The sequence below is a fragment of the Ruegeria sp. YTSC199 genome (assembly GCF_059609725.1).
In genome coordinates this window covers 89,422-110,212 of record NZ_JBXWMF010000002.1, presented here as the reverse complement: position 1 = coordinate 110,212, position 20,791 = coordinate 89,422, and the positions used below count along the sequence as shown (strand labels likewise).

Annotated in this window: 20 protein-coding genes and 1 pseudogene; 17 read left to right on the top strand and 4 right to left on the bottom strand. The window is 59.7% G+C overall.

All coding sequences use genetic code 11. The features are described from left to right. Nucleotides 1–19: 19 nt before the first annotated feature. Together gatA and gatC are read right to left on the bottom strand one after the other, a co-directional pair. A complete protein-coding gene (gene gatA / locus AC2FEE_RS02215; RefSeq protein WP_496862768.1) occupies nt 20–1,507 on the bottom strand; it encodes an Asp-tRNA(Asn)/Glu-tRNA(Gln) amidotransferase subunit GatA in 1,488 nt (495 codons plus the stop codon). Nucleotides 1,508–1,510: 3 nt separating this feature from the next. Next, complete coding sequence (gatC, locus tag AC2FEE_RS02210; protein WP_170325838.1) at nt 1,511–1,798, bottom strand: Asp-tRNA(Asn)/Glu-tRNA(Gln) amidotransferase subunit GatC; 288 nt, start codon at nt 1,796–1,798, stop codon at nt 1,511–1,513. Nucleotides 1,799–2,025: 227 nt separating this feature from the next. Here gatC and AC2FEE_RS02205 point away from each other — a divergent pair, with 227 nt between their 5' ends. After that, on the top strand, nt 2,026–2,184 hold the full coding sequence (locus tag AC2FEE_RS02205; RefSeq protein WP_480681262.1) for a hypothetical protein: 159 nt from the start codon (nt 2,026–2,028) through the stop codon (nt 2,182–2,184). A gap of 145 nt (nt 2,185–2,329) precedes the next feature. Continuing rightward, a complete protein-coding gene (locus tag AC2FEE_RS02200; RefSeq protein WP_496862766.1) occupies nt 2,330–2,893 on the top strand; it encodes a DUF4202 domain-containing protein in 564 nt (187 codons plus the stop codon). On the opposite strand, the gene AC2FEE_RS02195 is transcribed toward AC2FEE_RS02200, so the two are convergent. Beyond that, complete coding sequence (locus AC2FEE_RS02195; protein WP_496862765.1) at nt 2,884–3,540, bottom strand: ceramidase domain-containing protein; 657 nt, start codon at nt 3,538–3,540, stop codon at nt 2,884–2,886. The two genes, AC2FEE_RS02200 and AC2FEE_RS02195, sit on opposite strands and share 10 nt — an antisense overlap. Before the next feature lie 60 nt (nt 3,541–3,600). Here AC2FEE_RS02195 and AC2FEE_RS02190 point away from each other — a divergent pair, with 60 nt between their 5' ends. Next, nucleotides 3,601–4,293, top strand: coding sequence for a metal-dependent hydrolase (locus AC2FEE_RS02190; protein ID WP_496862764.1), 693 nt, complete (start codon nt 3,601–3,603; stop codon nt 4,291–4,293). Here the strand turns inward: AC2FEE_RS02190 and AC2FEE_RS02185 are convergent. Continuing rightward, on the bottom strand, nt 4,283–4,744 hold the full coding sequence (locus AC2FEE_RS02185) for a nucleoside deaminase (RefSeq protein ID WP_496862763.1): 462 nt from the start codon (nt 4,742–4,744) through the stop codon (nt 4,283–4,285). The two genes, AC2FEE_RS02190 and AC2FEE_RS02185, sit on opposite strands and share 11 nt — an antisense overlap. Nucleotides 4,745–4,805: 61 nt before the next feature. Here AC2FEE_RS02185 and AC2FEE_RS02180 point away from each other — a divergent pair. From AC2FEE_RS02180 to AC2FEE_RS02115, 14 genes and pseudogenes are all read left to right on the top strand, one after another. After that, nucleotides 4,806–5,585 (top strand): annotated as a pseudogene (locus AC2FEE_RS02180) (pseudouridine synthase); the annotation flags it as partial. Between the two features lie 204 nt (nt 5,586–5,789). Next, on the top strand, nt 5,790–6,704 hold the full coding sequence (locus AC2FEE_RS02175) for a 5-bromo-4-chloroindolyl phosphate hydrolysis family protein (protein ID WP_496862761.1): 915 nt from the start codon (nt 5,790–5,792) through the stop codon (nt 6,702–6,704). A 30-nt stretch (nt 6,705–6,734) separates the two neighbouring features. Then, on the top strand, nt 6,735–7,925 hold the full coding sequence (locus AC2FEE_RS02170; protein ID WP_496862760.1) for a toxic anion resistance protein: 1,191 nt from the start codon (nt 6,735–6,737) through the stop codon (nt 7,923–7,925). Continuing rightward, the gene (locus AC2FEE_RS02165) at nt 7,852–8,895 is read left to right on the top strand and encodes a DUF2927 domain-containing protein (RefSeq protein ID WP_496862759.1); all 1,044 of its coding nucleotides are present in this window, start codon (nt 7,852–7,854) and stop codon (nt 8,893–8,895) included. The genes AC2FEE_RS02170 and AC2FEE_RS02165 overlap by 74 nt, the downstream gene beginning before the upstream one ends. Nucleotides 8,896–8,916: 21 nt before the next feature. After that, entirely contained in the window at nt 8,917–10,065 is a 1,149-nt protein-coding gene (locus AC2FEE_RS02160; protein ID WP_496862757.1) for an SPFH domain-containing protein, read from the top strand. A 35-nt stretch (nt 10,066–10,100) separates the two neighbouring features. Beyond that, entirely contained in the window at nt 10,101–11,192 is a 1,092-nt protein-coding gene (locus tag AC2FEE_RS02155) for a TFIIB-type zinc finger domain-containing protein (RefSeq protein ID WP_496862756.1), read from the top strand. Nucleotides 11,193–11,283: 91 nt separating this feature from the next. After that, a complete protein-coding gene (locus AC2FEE_RS02150; RefSeq protein WP_496862755.1) occupies nt 11,284–11,952 on the top strand; it encodes a nitroreductase in 669 nt (222 codons plus the stop codon). A 25-nt stretch (nt 11,953–11,977) separates the two neighbouring features. Continuing rightward, on the top strand, nt 11,978–12,415 hold the full coding sequence (dtd, locus tag AC2FEE_RS02145; protein ID WP_496862754.1) for a D-aminoacyl-tRNA deacylase: 438 nt from the start codon (nt 11,978–11,980) through the stop codon (nt 12,413–12,415). Further along, a complete protein-coding gene (locus AC2FEE_RS02140; protein WP_496862753.1) occupies nt 12,415–13,518 on the top strand; it encodes a glycerate kinase type-2 family protein in 1,104 nt (367 codons plus the stop codon). Before dtd ends, AC2FEE_RS02140 begins: the two co-directional genes overlap by 1 nt. 51 nt (nt 13,519–13,569) lie before the next feature. Further along, entirely contained in the window at nt 13,570–15,561 is a 1,992-nt protein-coding gene (locus tag AC2FEE_RS02135; protein ID WP_496862752.1) for a CocE/NonD family hydrolase, read from the top strand. 120 nt (nt 15,562–15,681) lie between these two features. Next, nucleotides 15,682–17,268 carry an ABC transporter substrate-binding protein gene (locus AC2FEE_RS02130; RefSeq protein WP_496862751.1) on the top strand — a complete coding sequence of 529 codons (1,587 nt, stop codon included), beginning with the start codon at nt 15,682–15,684 and terminating at the stop codon, nt 17,266–17,268. A 15-nt stretch (nt 17,269–17,283) separates the two neighbouring features. Continuing rightward, nucleotides 17,284–18,240, top strand: a complete 957-nt coding sequence (locus AC2FEE_RS02125) for an ABC transporter permease (RefSeq protein WP_496862750.1) — start codon at nt 17,284–17,286, stop codon at nt 18,238–18,240. After that, nucleotides 18,240–19,055 carry an ABC transporter permease gene (locus tag AC2FEE_RS02120; RefSeq protein WP_496862748.1) on the top strand — a complete coding sequence of 272 codons (816 nt, stop codon included), beginning with the start codon at nt 18,240–18,242 and terminating at the stop codon, nt 19,053–19,055. The genes AC2FEE_RS02125 and AC2FEE_RS02120 overlap by 1 nt, the downstream gene beginning before the upstream one ends. Continuing rightward, nucleotides 19,052–20,689 carry an ABC transporter ATP-binding protein gene (locus AC2FEE_RS02115; protein ID WP_496862747.1) on the top strand — a complete coding sequence of 546 codons (1,638 nt, stop codon included), beginning with the start codon at nt 19,052–19,054 and terminating at the stop codon, nt 20,687–20,689. Before AC2FEE_RS02120 ends, AC2FEE_RS02115 begins: the two co-directional genes overlap by 4 nt. Nucleotides 20,690–20,791: the final 102 nt, after the last annotated feature.

Here is a 20,791-nt window from a genome sequence, read left to right as displayed (position 1 = left end):
GTCTTGCCTGACCCGAGGATTACCACCATTTGCTCGGCTTGGCCACAAACCCGGCCGCGGTCTCCAGCGCGTAGGCCGTGTTCAGCAGATCGCCCTCTTCCCACGGGCGCCCGATCAGCTGCAGACCGAGCGGCAGACCTTGCTTGTCCAATCCGGCAGGCACGGAGACACCCGGCAAACCGGCCAGATTCACCGTCACGGTGAAGACGTCGTTGAGGTACATCTGAACTGGATCAGCCTCGGTCATTTCACCCAACCCGAACGAGGCCGACGGGGTGGCCGGGGTCAGGATCGCGTCCACACCTGCGGCGAAAGCGTCCTCAAAGTCTTTCTTGATCAGGGTACGGACACGACGCGCGCGGTTGTAATAGGCATCGTAGAAACCTGCGGACAGCACATAGGTTCCGATCATGACGCGCCGCTGCACCTCGTGGCCGAAGCCCTCGGCGCGGGTTTTCTCGTACATCTCGGTGATGCCGTCGCCCTGCGCCAGCTGCGCGCGGCGGCCATAGCGGACACCGTCATAGCGCGCGAGGTTCGAGGACGCTTCGGCCGGGGCAATCACGTAATACGCGGGCAGCGCGTATTTGGTGTGCGGCAGCGAAATATCGACGATCTCGGCACCCGCAGCCTTCAGCATCTCGGCACCGTCAGCCCAGAGCTTTTCGATCTCGGCGGGCATACCATCCATACGGTATTCTTTCGGGATACCGATCTTCTTGCCCTTGATGTCGCCAGTCAGCATTGCCTCGAAGTTCGGCACGGCCAGTTCAGCGCTGGTCGAGTCCTTGGGGTCGTGACCGCACATCGTTTCCAGCATGATCGCCGCGTCGCGCACATTCTTGGTCATCGGTCCGGCCTGATCCAGCGAGGACGCAAATGCCACGATGCCCCAACGCGAGCAACGACCATAGGTCGGCTTGATGCCGGTGATGCCGGTGAAGGCTGCAGGCTGACGAATCGAGCCGCCGGTATCAGTGCCGGTTGCGGCCAGGCACAGGTCGGCGGCCACAGCCGAGGCCGACCCGCCGGACGAGCCGCCCGGTGTCAGCTGTGCATCGTCATTGCCACGACGCCATGGGCTGACCGCATTGCCATAAACAGAGGTTTCATTGGACGAGCCCATGGCGAATTCGTCCATGTTCAGCTTGCCCAGCATCACGGCCCCAGCGTCGGCCAGCTGCTGCGACACGGTGGATTCGTATTCCGGTTTGAAGCCTTCCAGAATCTTTGAGGCCGCTTGCGACGGCACACCCTTGGTGCAGAACAGGTCCTTGATGCCAATCGGCAGACCACACATCGAAGGTGCGTCACCGCCCTTGATCCGCTCATCCGCGGCCTTGGCCCGCTCCAGCGCGATCTCGGGAGTCTTGTGGACAAAAGCGTTCAGTGCGTCGGCGTCATCAATGGCCTTGAGGCAAGATTCGGTCAATTCGACCGAGGTCACGTCACCCTTGCGCAGCGCGTCGCGGGCCTCGGCCAGGCCCAATTTGTTCAGATCGCTCATGTCTTACTCCACAACTTTGGGAACAGCGAAGAACCCTTCGCGCGCATCGGGGGCGTTGGCCAGAACCTTGTCCTGTTGGTTGCCGTCGGTGACCACGTCCTCACGACGCTTCAGTCGCATCGGCTCGACCGAGACCATCGGCTCGACACCTTCGACGTCCACTTCGTTCAGCTGTTCGATGAAGCCGAGGATGGTGTTGAACTCGGACGCCAGCGCGGGCAGCGCGTCATCCTCGACCTTGATCCGGGCCAGTTTGGCCACCTTGGCGGCGGTGCTTTGGTCAATCGACATCGGAAAACCTCATATGCGTTAAGGGGCATTTACCTGTCCGATGCTCAGGTCGCAAGGGCATGGAAGGGAGGTTATGGCCTGGTTCGTACAGATCGCCGCAGCTGCCATTCAATTTTGCATATCCCCTATGCGCAAAAGTAAACCGTTTAGTTCATTTTTGGCATTGAAAATGTGTACTGAACGGTTCATTTCATGAGGTACGGCACAGCCTAAAACGGAGAAAGACAATGAAAACGTTCATGACTGCATTAGTATTGTCCACCACTGTTCTTGTTGCCCAGGCGCAGGCCTTTGGCCCCACCATGAACACCCTGACGCGCGACCTGACTTTCCCCGAGACTGTCTCGCAGCCCGTCACGCAGGATCAGACCAAGCTGGGTAAATGACATACCCCCTCGTCCCGGGTCGGGCATTCGACGTCCGGCCCGGAAAACTGCAATTGACTACTGCGCTTATTGCGTCCAATCGCTAGGGTGATCAAAGTGATCCGCCGGGCCAGAAAGCAGGTTCGGCAAGCCAACGGAGCGGAAGATGAGCGCGCGCAAACAAGCAGTTCTGGACGCAATTGATGCGGCCAATACCCAAGACCCCAACCTTGAAGACGACCAACCGGTCGAGTTGCTTTACGGCCAGCGCATGAGCGCCGAATTGGACCGGCTTTTCCCAGATGCTTCGGATGTATTGCAGATAGCTGCGCGGGGTCAGCACGTTGAACGCTGGAAGTTGGCACGCAGCGAATACCCCGAAGGCCGGGCTGGATATCTGGCCTGGCGTAAGGCGCAAGGCGTGCATCACGCCGAAGTCGTCATGGGGATGATGGAACAGGCCGGTTACAGCGCCGATGAGATCGAAGCCGCCGGGCGCATGCTGCGCAAACAGGGCATCAAACGAGATGACGATGTTCAGGCACTGGAAGACGTCATCTGTTTCGTCTTCCTCAAATGGTACTTTGCGCCATTCGCCGAGAAACACTCAGCCGAAAAAATCCAGAGGATCGTCGAAAAGACCGCCCGCAAGATGTCGACCGAGGGCCGGGCGCGTGTGCTGTCCGAGTTCGATCTGCCCGAACATCTGGCTGCTGCGTTTCAAGACTGAGGCGCACGGGCCATGTGCCTGCGATAAACCTCGATCATCCAACCCAGCATGGTGGCATTCAGGATGTGCCACATGAAATGCGTACCCAGCGGAAGTTGCGCGCATAGGGGTTCGTCCAGAGCACGAAAGGTGATCGAGGCGATCAGGATCACCGCACCGATTGCAAGACCACGCGCCGTGTCGGGGACGCGGTTGCGCAGCAGAAATGCGTAGATCAGAATCAACAGGGGCACCGGCGCATAAGCGGACGATCCGCCCAGCCCCGGAATGAACTGGAACAAGGGGATCGTGGCTACGGCATAGGGCACGAACAGGACGGTAACGATCAGGGCATAGGTCGGCCGCATTTGCCAGACATCCCGGTTAATGGCGTAAATATAGACCAGAATGTACAGCAGGATTGGCGCGACATCAGCCATCGCGGCCCAGACCTTTGCGTGGGTGTGGAACATGAAACTGCCCACTCCGATCCCCGCCAGGATGATCACCAATACCGTCGCCAAAGGCATCCCCTGCCCGCGCACACGCTGCCACATGACAAAAGCCGCGATCAGGAATGCCGCATTTGTCACGGCGTTGATCGGCTCAGCCCAATAGGCGGGCGACAGGCGCTCGCAATATCCGTCAATTTCCTGCAACCAGTCCATGAACTTTTACATAACCGATGCTACGTTGGCGCCAAGAGCTTGTTTTGGGAGGGCGTTTTCATGAACATCATTTGGCTGGGTCACGGCAGTTTCCGTATCGAAACCGAAGGGCAGGTTCTGCTGATTGACCCGTGGCTGACCGGCAACCCGGTGCTATCCGAAGAACATCACGACGCCGCATTGGACGGCGCAACGCATATTCTTCTGACGCACACGCATTTCGATCACGTTGCTGACGTGGTATCACTGGCCAAACACCTCAAGGTGCCCGTGGTCGGCCAGTTCGACTTGATGGGTTATTGGAGTGAGGCCGAGGAGCTGGAAACCATTGGGTTCAATAAGGGCGGCACGGTGAACCTGAGCGGCGTCAAGGTGACGATGGTGCCCGCTTCGCACAGTTCGACATTTTCAACGCCAGAGGGCCTGCGCACCGGCGGCAGCGAGGTTGGCTTCATGATCGCGTCCGAGGGACATACACTCTACGTCTCTGGCGATACGGATATCATGGCCGATATGGATTGGATGGGGGATTACTACAAACCCGATATCGGCATCCTGTCAGCGGGCGGCCATTTCACGATGGATATGAAAGCAACGGCTTATGCGGCCAATCGGTATTTCAATTTTAAGACCGTTATCCCCTGCCACTACAAGACTTTCCCGATTCTGGAACAATCCGCTCAAGCGCTGATCGACGGGTTGCCGGGGGTCGACGTCATCGAACCCGAACTGATGAAACCCATCACTCTCTAGGATCGCGACGCGCGGCGAAGAATTCCTTCAGCAGATCGGCGGCCTCCTGCCCTGCGATGCCGTCGTATATCTCAGGGACATGGTGCGCCTGTTTGTGTGTAAACACCCGCGCACCATGGGCCACTCCGCCGGATTTCGGATCGGCGGCGCCATAGTAAATGCGCCGGATGCGTGCCGCGGCCAGTGCCGCCGCACACATCGCGCAGGGTTCCAGTGTGACATAGAGGTCATGGTCCGGCAGCCGTTCGGACCCGGCCTCGGCGCAGGCGGCGCGCAGGGCCAGAATCTCGGCATGAGCGGTGGGATCGTTCAACTCTCGCGTCCGGTTTCCGGCTGAGGCCACAACGCGACCATCCGGCGCGGCGATGACGGCGCCCACCGGAACCTCTCCGCGATCCGCCGCAGCGCGCGCCTCGACCAGCGCCTTGTCCATATGCGATCTGAACTCCATGCCCCTGACTGCATCAGAAACCTGTCTTTCGCAAGCGGGCGGGATGCGCTATGGCCTGCGGATGACCAAAACCCCTCCTCCCGGCGACCGGATCGCCAAAGTGCTTGCCCGCGCGGGTGTCGCCTCGCGCCGTGAAGCCGAACGCATGATCGAAGCAGGCCGCGTGACCGTGAACGGCAAGACCATTGACAGCCCTGCCCTGAACGTCACCGACAAAGACAGGATCACCGTGGACGGCAAACCAGTGTCCGAGCCGGAACCCTCGCGCCTGTGGTTGTACCACAAGCCATCGGGTTTGGTGACAACGACCCGCGACGAAAAAGGCCGCGCCACCATTTTCGACAACCTGCCCGAGGACATGCCCCGCGTCATGAGCGTGGGGCGGCTGGACCTTAACTCGGAAGGGTTGCTGTTGCTGACCAATGATGGCGGCATCAAGCGCAAGCTGGAATTACCTTCTACAGGATGGCTACGCAAATACCGTGTGCGTGTGAACGGCCGCCCCAAGGACGAAGATTTTGCACCGCTACGCAAGGGGTTGGTGATCGAAGGCGAGCGTTTTCTGCCGATGGATGTTTCGCTGGATCGCCAGCAGGGTGCGAACGCCTGGCTGACCATCGGCCTGCGCGAAGGCAAGAACCGCGAGATTCGGCGCGCGATTGAGGACATCGGTTTTGCAGTGAACCGTCTGTTGCGTGTATCCTACGGCCCGTTTCAACTGGGCAGCCTCAAGCCCGGCGAGGTCGAGGAAATCCGTCGCCGCGTGATGCGCGATCAGCTGGGGCTGGACGCAGAACCGGAAGCCCAGCCGAAACGCCCCGCGCGACCGCAAAGAAAACGGGCGTCCATCGGCAAGAAAACTCGCAAGTGACGTGGGTTTGGCAACCTTCCCCCTAGCGCCAAGCCCTCGTATCGCCTAAATTTTCCGAAAGGAGAGCCATTGGGGGGAGCCATGTCAGGGACCGGAGTGCAAAAACTGGCCTACGCAGCCCTTCTGGTGCTGTTGTTCGGTGTCTGTACCGGCGTGCTGGGGGGCTTGTAGCGCATGTCAAAGCGATATGGCGGGAAGTTCAGCCCACAAGGCGGTGGGTCTGACGACGACCAACAGCCACGCGGGCAATTCCACGGCGCGCGGGTCGAACCGGCAGGCGCGCGGGTGAATATCCTGTTTCTGCCCGCCATTCCGCTGGTTTTTCTGTCTCTGAACGACGGCGCAATCGGGATGACGATCGGGCTGATCGCAGCGGGCCTGCTAACCGGTGCCGCCTTTCTGCTGCGCGAGGGTTTGCGCGCCGAAGCCGCCTATAACGCGCGCCGCTCTGCGCGCCGTCCTGCTTTTCCCCGCAAGATTTTCGCAAGCGTATTGACCGGGCTGGGTGCCGCGCTGGCCGCGTATCGATCCGAGTATCTGGACGCCGAGGCCGCCGCGCAGGCGGGCCTGCTGGCTCCGATCCTGTTTGGTACGGTGGCCACGCTGCTGCATTCCGTGTCCTTCGGGCTGGACCCGATGAAGGACAAAGGCATGGAAGGAATCGACACCTTTCAGCAAGACCGGGTGGCCCGGGTGGTCGAGGATGCCGAAACCCATCTGTCCGAGATGACCGACGCCATCAAGCGTGCCGGGGACCGTCGGGTCGAGGCGCGCGTCGAACGCTTTCAGGACACCGCCCGCGATCTGTTCCGCACGGTCGAGGAAGACCCGCGCGATCTGGCCGGTGCCCGCAAATACCTGACCGTCTACCTGCAGGGCGCGCGCGATGCGACGGTGAAGTTTGCCGATGTCTTTGCCCGCACCCGCGATGCGCAGGCGCTGGCCGATTACACCGCCTTGCTGGACGATCTGGAACAGAATTTCGCGGCCCGTACCCGCAAGATGCTTTTGGATGACCGCAGCGATCTGACGGTTGAAATTGACGTGTTGCGCGAACGCCTGCAACGCGAAGGCGTCCGGTTGGACTGACCGGACAGTTATTTGAGAAAGGATTACCCCATGTCTGATGCGATCAAGAACAAGGCGGTGGAAGCTGAAACGCTGGTGCAGGAGGTCACGGCCGTTGCCCTACCCGACCCCACCGCCGAGGTCATCTCGCTTGAGGAAGCAGACGAACCCGTCAGCGCCGAGATCCGCAAGCGGATGGATGAGATCGACATGGAAAACACCAACTCGATCGTCTCTTTCGGATCTTCTGCCCAGGCTGAACTGCAAGAGATCAGCCAGGCCATGCTGGCGGATGTCCGCAACAAGGATGTGGGTCCCGCCGGAGACAGCCTGCGCAATATCGTGACCACGATCCGCGGCTTTTCCGTCAGCGAACTGGATGTACGCCGCGAACGCAGCTGGTGGGAAAAACTGCTGGGCCGCGCCGCGCCCTTTGCCAAGTTCACCGCGCAGTACGAAGACGTTCAGGGCCAGATCGACCGCATCACCGACGACTTGCTGGGCCATGAGCACACGCTGCTGAAAGATATCAAGTCGCTCGACCTGCTGTATGAAAAGACGCTTGGTTTCTACGACGAGCTGGCGCTCTATATCGCGGCGGGTGAGGAAAAACTGACCGAGCTGGACAGCCACGACATCCCCGAAAAAGAGGCCGAAGTCCAGGCCGCACCCGAGGACCAGCAGGTGATGAAAGCGCAGGAACTGCGCGATGTGCGCGCCGCGCGCGATGATCTGGAACGCCGTGTGCATGATCTGAAGCTGACGCGGCAGGTGACAATGCAGTCGCTGCCTTCGATCCGTCTGGTGCAGGAAAACGACAAGTTTCTGGTGACCAAGATCAACTCGACGCTGGTGAACACCGTGCCGCTGTGGGAAACCCAACTGGCGCAGGCCGTCACCATCCAGCGCAGCGCCGAGGCCGCAGCTGCCGTGCGCGACGCCAATGATCTGACCAATGAGTTGCTGACCTCGAACGCGGCCAATCTGCGTGAGTCCAACAAGATGATCCGGGAGGAAATGGAGCGCGGTGTATTCGATATCGAAGCGGTCAAACAAGCCAACGCCGACCTGATCGGCACTATCAACGAAAGTCTTGCCATCGCGGACGAAGGCAAAGCCAAACGTGCCGCCGCCGAGCAGGAATTGCAGAAGATGGAAGCAGAACTGCGTGACACGCTGGCCTCGGCTAAGGCGCGCCGGGACGGTATCGGCGACAATGCCGGAACGGCAGTTCCGGGCTGACGGCGGGCTGCGCGTGAAGGTATCGGGATATCTGAAGCACCTGTTGGGTTTTGTCGCACTGTTGGCTTTGGCTAACTGCGATGAAACTCTGACGTCTTCGGTTGTCCCGCAACCGCGCCCAGCCGCGCCCGCACCCGCACCCAACGCCTATGTGCCGCCGTCTGCGGCCAGCCAGGATTTGGCCCGGTTCTATCAGCGGGTCGAACGAGACCTGTTAACCCGTGGCCTGTTGCGCATAGACGGTGGTGGCCCCGATACCCCCTATGACGCCGACGATCTGGCGCGCAATTTCGAGGCCATCGCATTCTACAGCGAATATCCCGAACACGCAGTGACTGCGTCTTCGCACACAACGGACGGGCAGCTCAGCCGCTGGACCGGCCCGGTGCGCGTGCAGACCGAATTTGCCCCGTCCGTTGCGCCCGAGGCGCGCGAACTGGATGCCGCGCAGGTCGAATCCTACACGGCGCGTCTGGCCAAACTGACCGATCATCCGATTTCGGTGGTCAATCGCAAGGCCAATTTCCACGTCTTTTTTGCGGGCAAGGATGACAGCAGCTATGTGGTCATGCGCCTCAAGCAATTGATCCCCAATATCAGCCAGGCTTCGCTGGATCTGGTCGCAAACCCGCGCGCCAATATCGACTGTTTCGTGTTTGCCTCGGCCACAAGCAACGCACCAAACCGCTATGTGCGGGCCGTCACGCTGATCCGGACCGAACTGCCTGATCTGCTGCGCCGCAGTTGTATTCACGAAGAAATCGCGCAGGGCCTCGGCTTGTCCAACGACAGCCCTGCCGCTCGGCCCTCGATTTTCAACGACGATGACGAATTTGCGCTGCTGACCAGCCATGACGAAAAATTACTGACGATGCTCTATGACCCGCGTCTGACAACCGGTGTGACAGCCGAGGACGCCCGCCCCGTGGTGCGTATCATTGCGCGTGAATTGATGGGCCAGCAGCTCTGAGCCCAAGGAAAGGAGACCCCAATGGGTATTTTCGATTTTCTGACCGGAGAATTTATCGACGTCATTCACTGGGTCGACGACACCCGCGACACCATGGTCTGGCGATTCGAACGCGAGGGCCATGAAATCAAATACGGCGCCAAGCTGACTGTGCGCGAAGGTCAGGCGGCGGTGTTCGTGCACGAAGGGCAATTGGCGGATGTGTTCACGCCGGGTCTTTACATGCTAGAGACCAACAACATGCCGATCATGACCACCCTGCAACATTGGGATCACGGCTTTCAGTCTCCGTTCAAGTCCGAGATCTACTTCGTCAATACCACCCGGTTCAATGACCTGAAATGGGGCACCAAGAATCCGATCATGCTGCGCGATCCCGAGTTCGGGCCCACGCGCATTCGGGCCTTTGGCACCTATACCGTGCGTGTAAAGGATGCGGCGAAATTCCTGACTGAGATCGTGGGCACCGATGGTGAGTTCACGATGGATGAGATCAGTTTTCAGATCCGCAACATCATCGTGCAGGAATTCAGCCGGGTGATCGCCGGGTCGGGTATCCCGGTTCTGGACATGGCCGCCAACACCGCCGATCTGGGCAAGCTGATCGCGGCCGAGGTTTCCCCGGTGCTGGATGGTTACGGTCTGGAGATGCCTGAATTCTATATCGAAAACATCTCATTGCCGCCCGCGGTTGAGGCAGCGCTGGACAAGCGAACCTCGATGGGTCTGGCAGGCGATCTAGGCAAGTTCACCCAGTATTCAGCAGCCGAGGCGATGACGGCCGCCGCCAACAATCCCGGCCAGGGCGGCGGCATGGGCGCTGGGCTTGGCATGGGGATGGGAATGGCGATGGCCAACCAGATGGCAAACATGGCAGCGGGCCAACCGGGCGGCCCGTGGGGCAGTTCCGCCCCCACTGCCCCGCAACCGGCAGCGCATGCAGCACCGCCTCCTCCTCCACCGGTTGAGCATGTATGGCATATTGCGGTTGATGGACAGACCAGCGGACCGTTCTCGAAAGCCAAGATGGGACGTATGGCAACGGACGGAGATATCACCCGCGACACCTACGTCTGGACCGCCGGTCAGGATGGTTGGAAAAAGGCCGGAGATGTACAGGAGCTGGCGCAGCTGTTCACCATTCTGCCGCCGCCTCCGCCGGGAGCCTAACCTTTCAGGCGTCAGTGCAAGAATAGGGTGGCAGGATGACCGAAGAACACAGATTCCCCTGCGAGCAATGCGGTGCGGACTACCGATTCAACCCCGGTGACGGCAGCCTGACGTGTGACCACTGCGGGCATTCCGAGGCAATCGGCGCCGGCCCCTGGGGCGGCGGCAGCCTGAAAGAGTTGGATTTCGATGCGGCCGTTGCGGATCGGCTTCCGGACAGTGAAATCGAAGAAACGCGGGTTCTGTCCTGTCCCAACTGCGCGGCTCAGGTCGAGTTCGATCCTGCCACCCACGCGGCTGAATGTCCGTTCTGTGCGACACCGGTTGTGACCGATACGGGGGTCAACCGGCACATCAAACCGCGCGGCGTGCTACCCTTTGCGCTGGATGAACGCGCGGCGCATAAGGCGATGGGCGACTGGTTGGGACGGCTGTGGTTTGCACCGAACGGGCTGAAGGATTACGCCCGCAAAGGTCGCAAGATGCAGGGCATCTATGTGCCCTACTGGACCTTTGATGCCGACACGCAATCCAGTTATCGCGGAGAGCGCGGCACCGTCTACTATGAAACCCGAACTGTCATGCGTGACGGTAAGCGCGTGCAGCAGCAGGTACCCAAGGTGCGGTGGTCTCCGAAATCCGGGCGGGTGAAGCGGTTCTTTGATGACGTGCTTGTGCTGGCCTCACGGTCTTTGCCCAAAAGTTATACTGACGCGCTGGAGCCTTGGGACCTGCCGGCGTTGGAGCCCTATCAGCCTGAATACCTGGCTGGGTTTCGGGCCGAGGCCTATACGGTCGAATTGCAGGAAGGATACTCCGAAGCGCGCGGGTATATGGCGCGGGTCATCGAGCGGGACGTGCGCTTTGACATCGGTGGAGACCGCCAGCGGATACACGCAATCGATACGGATGTACGGAATGTAACTTTCAAGCACATCCTTCTGCCGGTGTGGATGGCGGCCTACAAGTATCGCGGCAATACATATCGTTTCGTCGTCAACGGACGCACCGGCCGCGTTCAGGGCGAGCGCCCCTGGTCCGCCATCAAAATCACCATCGCCGTTATTCTGGGCCTGCTTGTGGCCGCTGGCGTCGGGTATCTGATGGCGACCGGTCAACAAGGGTAAAACGGCTCCGAAACCCACAATTGTTACCGCTTGAACTCCGCTCAATCAGCCGCCATTCTGCGCCGCGTCAACGCCGAGCGGGGAGGCCTGTGTGACACTATCCGATCTGAACCACTTGCTGACAGCACGACATTCATGTCGGGCGTTCCTTCCCGACCCGGTGCCGAAGGAGCAGATCGAGCAAATCCTGATCAGCGCCGCGCGTGTACCCAGTTGGTGCAATGCCCAACCCTGGCACGTGATCCTCACCAGCGGCGAAGAAACCGACCGGTTTCGAGCGGCACTGCAGAAAGAAGCGACTATAGGCACACCTGCCCCGGACCTGCCGTTTCCGACCTCCTACACTGGGGTCTATCAGGACCGCCGCCGCGCGTGCGGCTGGGCTTTGTATGCGGCAGTTGGCGTGGAACGCGGCGACCGCGCGGCCTCGACCCGGCAGATGATGGAGAATTTCTCTCTGTTCGGCGCACCGCATTGTGCCATCATCACCAGCCCGAAAGAGCTTGGGGCTTATGGCGCGCTGGATTGCGGCGGGTTCGTTACAGCGTTTTCACTGGCTGCTCAGGCTCTGGGCGTGGGCACGATCCCACAAGCAGCGGTAGCCACTTACAGCCCGTTCCTACGCCGCTATTTCGACATCCCGGATGACCGGGTGATTTTATGCGCGATTTCTTTTGGTTATGCAGATAAGGACCATCCAGCCAATGGCTTTCGCACCGATCGCGCCGATCTGGGTGAGATCGTCGAATGGATCGGATAACAAACGCACTTAGCGGAGAGTAAATTTGCGCGCAGTACTACAACGAGTTTCACGCGCCAGCGTATCGGTGGCCGGTCAGGTTATCGGCCAGACCGGGCACGGGCTGATGATCCTGGTCTGCGCAATGCAAGGCGATGATGAGATCAAGGCGGATAAACTGGCTGCCAAGGTTTCAAAGCTGCGGATTTTCAAGGATGACGCAGGGAAAATGAACCTCTCGGTGAAAGATATCGAAGGGTCCGCATTGGTGATCAGCCAGTTCACGCTGTCCGCCGATACATCGCGCGGCAACAGGCCGGGATTTTCGGAAGCGGCCGCACCGGATCTTGGCAAACAACTGTATGAGGTATTTGCCCAGCGACTTGAGGCGCATGGCGTGCCGGTCGAAACCGGTGAGTTTGGGGCGGATATGGCGGTAGAGTTGGTCAACGACGGGCCGGTCACGATTTGGGTGGAAAGCTGATGGACAGAAAAGAACAGGCAATTCGCATCTGGCAGGCCGGCGTCGATGAAGTGGGCGGTCACGCTGCAACCAGCAAAGTGCTGCACGATGTCCCCGTGCCCGACCAGATTCTGGCCGTGGGCAAACCCGCAGCGGCCATGGCACGCGCCGCGTTAGAGCATTTTGGCCCTCGCCCGACGGTGGTTGTCACCAAGGACGATCACGGGCGCGACCTGCCGGAACATGTGACGGTGATCGAGGCCTCTCACCCGGTTCCGGACAGCCGCAGCCTTCAGGGCGGTCAGGCCCTGCGCGAAGCGGTCGAAGCGATGCAGCCGGGTTCACATCTGCTGTTGCTGGTTTCAGGCGGAGCCTCTTCGCTGGCCGAGGATTTGCTGCCGGGCAAAACGCTTTCTGATCTCGAGCAACTGAACAAAAAGCTGCTGGCCGAGGGGATGGACATCACGGCCATGAACGCCGAACGCCGCAAGCTGTCCCGGATTAAAGGCGGTGGGCTTCTGTCTCATTTTCAAGGGAAAAAGGCGACCGTATTGGCGATTTCGGATGTGCCCGGGGATGACCTGAACGTTGTCGGCTCGGGGATCGGGGCGCTGCCGGAGAGCTATGATTTTGAGGCAAGCACGCAAATCGTGGCGTCTAACGCTCATGCCCGCGCGGCCGCTGCGGATTTGGCGCAGGACGAAGGCCTGACGGTTCTTTCCAACGAAGAATGCCTGCACGACGACTTTCTGAACGTCGCCAAATCACTGGGCGCGCGTATCCGTTCCATGCCAAGCGGTGTCATGGTCTTTGGCGGAGAGCCAACGGTTGTCCTGCCCGAGAACCCGGGGCGCGGCGGGCGGAATCAGGGGTTGGCGCTGGCATTGGCCCGCGAAATTGCCGGAACCGAGGGCCTAACCGTAGTCGTGGGTGGAACGGATGGCACGGACGGCCCAACCGACGCGGCCGGAGCGATCATTGACGGCGCCACTTGGGGGGAAGGCGCGGAACAGGCGCTGCAGAAGGCGGATAGCGGCAGCTATCTGGATCGAGCAGGCGCATTGCTGGTGACGGGGCCGACGGGAACGAATGTAATGGATCTGCTTGTCGCAATCCGCAATTGATCTGACGATTTTGACCCAACCTGATTTGCAATTCCGCCGGACAGTGTTGAAATGACGCCGCCAGCCAACGCGCTACGCTCGATCGAAGACCTTCCCGACGTTGGCATCGAGATGCCTGATGGCTGTCGCTTGTCTGCACGCGTCTGGCGTCCGACGGATGCAACTGAAAACCCCGTCCCCGCTATTCTGGAATTCCTGCCTTATCGTAAACGCGATGGAACGACAGTGCGCGACGCGCTGACTCATCCGTGGTTCGCCGAGCGCGGTTATGCCTGCATCCGCGTCGACATGCGCGGCAATGGCGACAGCGAAGGGCTGATGGAGGACGAATACACCCAGCAAGAACTTGACGATGCCGTCACGACGATCAATTGGCTGGCACAGCAACGCTGGTGTACAGGTTCGGTTGGAATGATGGGGATCAGCTGGGGCGGGTTCAACGCGCTTCAGGTCGCGGCGCTGCAGCCCGAACCGCTGAAGGCGATCATCACCCTGTGTTCCACAGCCGACCGCTATGCGGACGACATCCACTATAAAGGTGGCTGCCTGCTGAACGAGAATCTGGGCTGGGGCGCGACGATGTGGTCGTACTCTTCCCGACCGCCGGACCCGGAGCTGCGGGCGAACTGGCGTGAATTGTGGCTGGAACGGCTGGAGCATGAACCATTTCTGCCCTCGGTCTGGCTGCGCCACCAAAGACGAGACAAGTATTGGCAACACGGCTCGGTTTGTGAAGATTTCCGCGCGATTCAGGCGACGACCCTCGCCATCGGTGGCTGGGGGGACGCATACAAGAACACAGTGCCTTTGTTGGTTGAGCAACTGAAAGCCCCGGTCAAAGGGATCGTGGGGCCTTGGGTGCATAAATACCCTCATTTCGCGGTGCCCGAACCGCGGATAGGGTTCCTGCAGGAAGCTTTGCGGTGGTGGGATCACTGGCTGAAAGGTGTCGACACCGGCGTCGACACCGACCCGGATTATCGTGCCTATCTGATGGATGGCGTGCGGCCGCAGCGCTGGTACAACGAACGGCCGGGGCGTTGGATCGCCGAGGCTGATGGCGCCACGTCCCACCTGCCCAGCCTGACGCTGGGCTTGTCCGATGCCGGTTTGGGACAGAACGGCCCGCTGGATATTCGGGTGCGGTCCCCGCAAACCTGCGGCATGGAAGGCGGAGAGTATTGCGCCATCTGGCTGGGCCCCGACATGCCCGGAGATCAGCGCTCGGATGATGCACTTTCGGCCTGTTTCGACGGCGCACCGCTGGCTGAAGACATGGACATCGTGGGCGCGCCGCGCATCCGCCTGCGCCTGAGCGCCGACCGCCCGCAGGCACAGATTGCTGTCCGCCTGAACCATGTACACCCGGATGGGGCCTCGACACGCATTACCTATGGCGTGCTGAACCTGTCGCATCGCGACAGCCATGCGGAACCAACGCCGCTGACACCGGGCACCGTATATGACGTTGCGCTGAATCTGGATCACATTGCCTATCGCATACCCAAAGGGCACAGGCTGCGAGTCGCGATCTCCAGCGCGTATTGGCCGCTGATCTGGCCGTCGCCAGAACGTACCGAACTGCATCTGACGCAGGGTGACATTACAATACCCCGACGCCCATCCGGTGATGACGAATACACGTTTCCGCCGCCCGAGTCGGCCCCTCACCTGGGTCAGACATCCCTGCGTACGCCGAACAATTCGCGGCGGGTAGAAATGGACATGAACTCGGGCGAAACCCACCTGATCATCGAGGATGACTTTGGTCTGGTCACCAACGATGATCACGGCCTGACACATGGTGGAACCGCGTATGAACGCTGGACAATTCACCCGGACGATCCCCTCTCTGCCCGGGGATTTTGCAATTGGACACAAGAAGTCAGCCGGAACGGTATCGACCTGCGCACCGAAACCTCCTGCGAGATATGGGCGGATCAGAATTCCTTTTTCCTCAAGGCCCGCATGGATGCTTTTGAGGACGAAAAACTGGTATCGACTAAGCAACTGGAGGATACCGTACCTCGTGACCAAATGTGATGCGGGTCGCTCAAGTGTCAGACATTTGTTCTTGCCCGTCCGACCGAATTCCGCCTACTTTGACTCATGCGTCAATAAAAAGCCCAAAAGGGCAACAATCCAATCAACTGGGAGACCATAATGAACGAACAAATCACTCACATGACCAAACAGGTCACAGCTGGCAAGCTCACCCGTCGCGAATTCATGGGGAAAGCAGCGGCTTTGGGTGTTTCTGCGGCGATGGCCAGCACCATGTTTGCAGACGCCGCGCGTGCGGCCGGCCCGAAAAAGGGCGGCGATCTGAAGTTCGGCCTGCAGGGAGGCGAATCCACCAACTCGCTGGACCCGGCAACCTATGCAAGTTCGGTTCCGTTCCAGAACGGCAAGCAGTTTGGCGACCAACTGGTCGAGGTTGCGCCTGACGGTACGATCGAACCCCGACTGGCCGAAAGCGTCGAAGGCAGCGCGGATGCGAAGGTCTGGACCTTCAAGCTGCGTCAGGGCGTTGAATTCCACAACGGCAAGACCATGACCAGCGAAGACGTTCTGAAGACCATGCAGCGTCACTCGAACGAAGATTCGAAGTCCGGTGCCCTGGGCATCATGAAAGGCATCGAGTCGATGAAGGCCGATGGCGACAATTTTCAGGTTACTCTGGCTGAGCCAAACGCTGATCTTCCCTACCTGATGGCTGATTATCACCTGATCGTTCAGCCGGATGGCGGCATGGAAGATCCCGGCGCGGGTATCGGCACCGGCCCCTATCAGGTCGAAGTCAACGAACCCGGCGTCCGCCACGTATACAAGAAGTTCGCCAACCACTGGAACCCGGATTTCGGCAACTTTGACAGCGTCGAAGTGGTGGTCATCAACGACGCAACTGCTCGTACCGCTGCTCTGCAATCCGGTCAGGTGCACGCAATCAACCGGGTCGAGCCTAAAGTGGCTGATCTGCTGGGCCGCGCGCCCAACCTGACGGTGCATTCGACCGCCGGCCGTGGCCACTATGTGTTCATCATGCATTGCGACACAGCGCCGTTCGACAACAACGAACTGCGTCTGGCGTTGAAATATGCAATCAACCGTCAGGAACTGGTCGACAAGGTTCTGCGTGGTTACGGCACCGTGGGCAACGACATGCCGGTCAACGCGGCCTACCCGCTGTTTGACGGCTCGATCCCGCAGCGCGAATTCAGCATCGAAAAAGCAGCCGAGCACTACAAGAAGTCCGGCCACGATGGCTCGCCGATCATTCTGCGCGTCGCCGATGGTGCCTTCCCTGGTGCCGTGGATGCTGCAGCCCTGTTCCAGCAAACCGCTGCTCAGGCGGGTATCCCGCTGGAAATCAAGCGCGAGCCCAACGATGGCTACTGGTCCGAGGTCTGGAACGTTCAGCCCTTCTGTGCGTCCTACTGGGGCGGCCGTCCGGTGCAGGACCAGATGTACTCGACCGCTTATCTGTCGACCGCAGACTGGAACGACACTCGCTTCAAGGTTCCGGCATTCGACGAGATGCTGTTTGCGGCGCGTGCCGAGCTGGACAACGACAAGCGCAAGGACATCTACAGCCAGATGGGCATGATGGTCCGCGACGAGGGCGGCCTGATTTGCCCGATGTTCAACGACTTTGTCGAGGGCGTCAGCAATCAGCTGGAAGGTTGGGAAAGCGATCCAACCCAAGAGATGATGAACGGCAACATGTCCCGCAAGATGTGGTTCGCCTGATAGGAACCACGGATCATGCATCCTATCATCAAACTGGTTTCCCAGCGCCTTGCGCTGGGACTCCTGCTTCTCTTCGGTGCATCGGCTCTGATTTTCGGCCTCACCGAAGCCCTTCCAGGGGACGCGGCGCAAGCGGTCCTTGGCCAATCCGCAACCCCCGAGGCGCTGGCAAACCTGCGCGAGGAAATGGGCCTCAACCGCCCCGCTCTGACCCGCTATTTCGAATGGTTGGGCGGCATCTTACAAGGTGATCTGGGTCAGTCTCTGACAAACAAACTCGACATCGCTGAGAGCATCGGCAAACGGCTGGGGAACACGCTGTTCCTGGCTTGTGTTGCCGCCATCGTCTCTGTCCCGCTTGCTATTTTTCTGGGCCTTCTGGCCGTCCGGTATCGCAATCGCTGGCCGGATAAGCTGATCTCTGCCATCACCCTGACAACCGTTTCCATCCCCGAGTTCCTGATCGGCTACGTGGTGATCTACTTCGTCTCAGTGAAGCTGGGTTGGTTTTCTTCGCTTGCGATGATCAACGACTCGATGTCCTTCGGGGAAAAACTCAACGCGATTGCGCTGCCTGCTTTCGTGCTGACACTAGTGGTTCTGGCGCAGATGATGCGGATGACCCGCGCTGCAATCCTGAACCTGATGCAATCGGCCTATATCGAGACAGCAGAACTGAAGGGCCTGTCGAACTTTCAGGTTATTGCACGTCATGCCTTTCCCAACGCAATCTCCCCCATTGTCAACGTCGTGATGCTGAACCTGGCCTATCTGGTCGTGGGCGTCGTCGTTGTCGAGGTGGTTTTCGTTTATCCCGGCATGGGGCAATACTTGGTGGACTCGGTGACCAAACGTGACGTGCCGGTCGTTCTGGCCTGCGGTGTCGTCTTTGCCGCCGTCTATATCGGGCTGAACATGGTGGCCGATATTGTGTCCATCCTTGCCAACCCAAGACTGAGGCATCCGAAATGATGAAGAATATTCCTATTTCGGCCATGATCGGTCTGTTTTTCACCGGGCTGTACTTTTTCATTGCCTTCACCGCCCCGCTGATCGCCCCTTACGGTATGGCCGAAGTGGTCGGCGATGTTTGGGAACCGTCAAGCGCCGAGCACCTGCTGGGCACCGACAATATCGGTCGGGATTTGTTAACCCGCATGATCTATGGCGGTCGCACGACCATCTTTATCGCCGCAGCCGCAACGATCCTCAGCTTTGTCACCGGCACTTCTTTGGGCCTGCTGGCCGCCGTGCTGGGTGGGTGGGCCGACCAGGTCCTCAGCCGGACGGTTGACCTGGTCATGTCGATCCCAACGCTGATCCTGGCGCTGGTTATTCTGGCGATTGTTCCGGTGACGGTTCCGATCCTGATCCTGGTGATGGGCCTGCTGGACGCCACGCGCCCCTATCGCCTGTCGCGCTCCGTCGCTGTGGACATCAACGTGATGGATTATGTCGAGGCCGCCAAACTGCGTGGCGAAGGTCGGGGCTGGATCATCTTCCGGGAAATCCTGCCCAACGCCCTGTCGCCTCTGGTGGCTGAATTCGGGCTACGGTTCATCTTCATGGTTCTGTTTATCTCGACCCTGTCGTTCCTGGGCCTAGGCGTTCAGCCGCCGCTGGCCGACTGGGGCGGCATCGTGAAGGAAAACAAGGACGGCATCGTATATGGCATCGGCGCGGCGCTCTACCCTGCTGTGGCTATCGCAACGCTCGCCATCTCGGTCAACCTTGTGGCTGACTGGGTTCTGAACCGTACCACATCGCTGAAAGGAGGCCGGGGATGAGTGATACCCTTCTCAAGGTCCGTGGCCTCAAGATTGGCGCGACTGTCTATCCACCGGGCGAAAAGCCCCATGACATCGAGATTGTGCACGGGGTCGATTTCGACCTCGAACGCGGCAAGGTGCTGGGGCTGATCGGCGAATCCGGTGCCGGTAAATCGACCATCGGTCTGGCATCCATGGCCTATGGCCGCGGTGGTGTCGAACTGACCGGCGGAGAAGTCTGGGTCAACGGGCGCGACATTCTGAAATCTCCGCATAGCGATATTCGCAATCTGCGTGGTGGCGAGGTTGCCTATGTCTCGCAATCCGCCGCCGCGTCGTTCAACCCAGCCAAGAAGATCATGGATCAGGTTGTCGAAGCCGCGGTCGAGCATAAGAAGTTTTCACGCAAAGAATCCGAAGGCCGTGCGCGAGAACTTTTCGCCAAGCTGGGTCTGCCCGATCCGGACAATATTGGTGATCGTTATCCGCACCAGGTTTCGGGCGGTCAGCTGCAGCGTTGTATGACGGCGCTGGCGCTATGCCCCGAACCTGATCTTGTAGTCTTCGATGAACCCACCACGGCTCTGGACGTGACTACGCAGATCGATGTTCTGATGGCCATCAAGGAAGCCATCGCAGATACCGGCGTTGCCGCGCTCTACATTACCCACGACTTGGCGGTTGTGGCACAAGTGAGCGACGACATCATGGTTCTGCGGATGGGCAATACGGTCGAATACGGCAACACCGATCAGATCATCAACAACCCACAGGAAGATTACACCAAGGCCTTGGTCTCGGTGCGGTCCATCGAGCACGAAGAAAAGAAGCCCACACCCGAACCGGTTCTGAGCGTTGACGGGATCACCGCGCGCTACAAGGGTCTGAACTTCGACGTGCTGCACAACGTCAATGTCGAGCTTCATCCAGGGCAGACACTGGCGGTTGTGGGCGAATCCGGCTCGGGCAAGTCGACGCTGGCCCGTGTGATCACCGGCCTGCTGCCTCCGCGGGATGGTGAGATCACCTTTAACGGACGCAAGCTGAGTTCCGATTTGAAAGGGCGTTCCCGCGAAGACGTGCGCGAGCTGCAGATGATCTATCAAATGGCGGACACAGCGATGAACCCGCGTCAGACCGTTGGCACGATCATCGGTCGTCCGTTGGAGTTTTACTTCAACATGCGCGGCGCGGAGAAGCGCAAGCGGATCATCGAACTGTTGGATGAGATCGAATTGGGCGAGAAGTTCATTGATCGCTATCCGGCAGAACTGTCAGGTGGTCAGAAACAGCGTGTCTGTATCGCGCGGTCACTGGCGGCCAAACCCAAGATGATCATCTGTGATGAGGTCACCTCGGCGCTTGATCCGCTGGTGGCGGACGGCATCCTGAAGCTGCTGCTGGACCTGCAAAAGATCGAGGATGTGGCATACCTGTTCATCACCCACGACCTTGCAACGGTGCGCGCGATCAGCGACAGCATCGCAGTGATGTATCAGGGTCGTGTGGTTCGCTATGGGTCGAAAAGCGAGGTGCTGAGTCCGCCGTTCGACGACTATACCGACCTGCTGCTCAGCTCGGTCCCCGAGATGCATCTGGGCTGGCTGGAAGAGGTCGTCGCCCACCGCAAAATGGAAAGTGCCGGGAACTGATCCCTGCCCTTTCCGTGACAGTTCGGTAAAAAAAGAAATCCCGGCACCTTATTAAAAAACAGGTGTCGGGATTTTGCTATTGGGGGCGCGAACGGGCAGGCC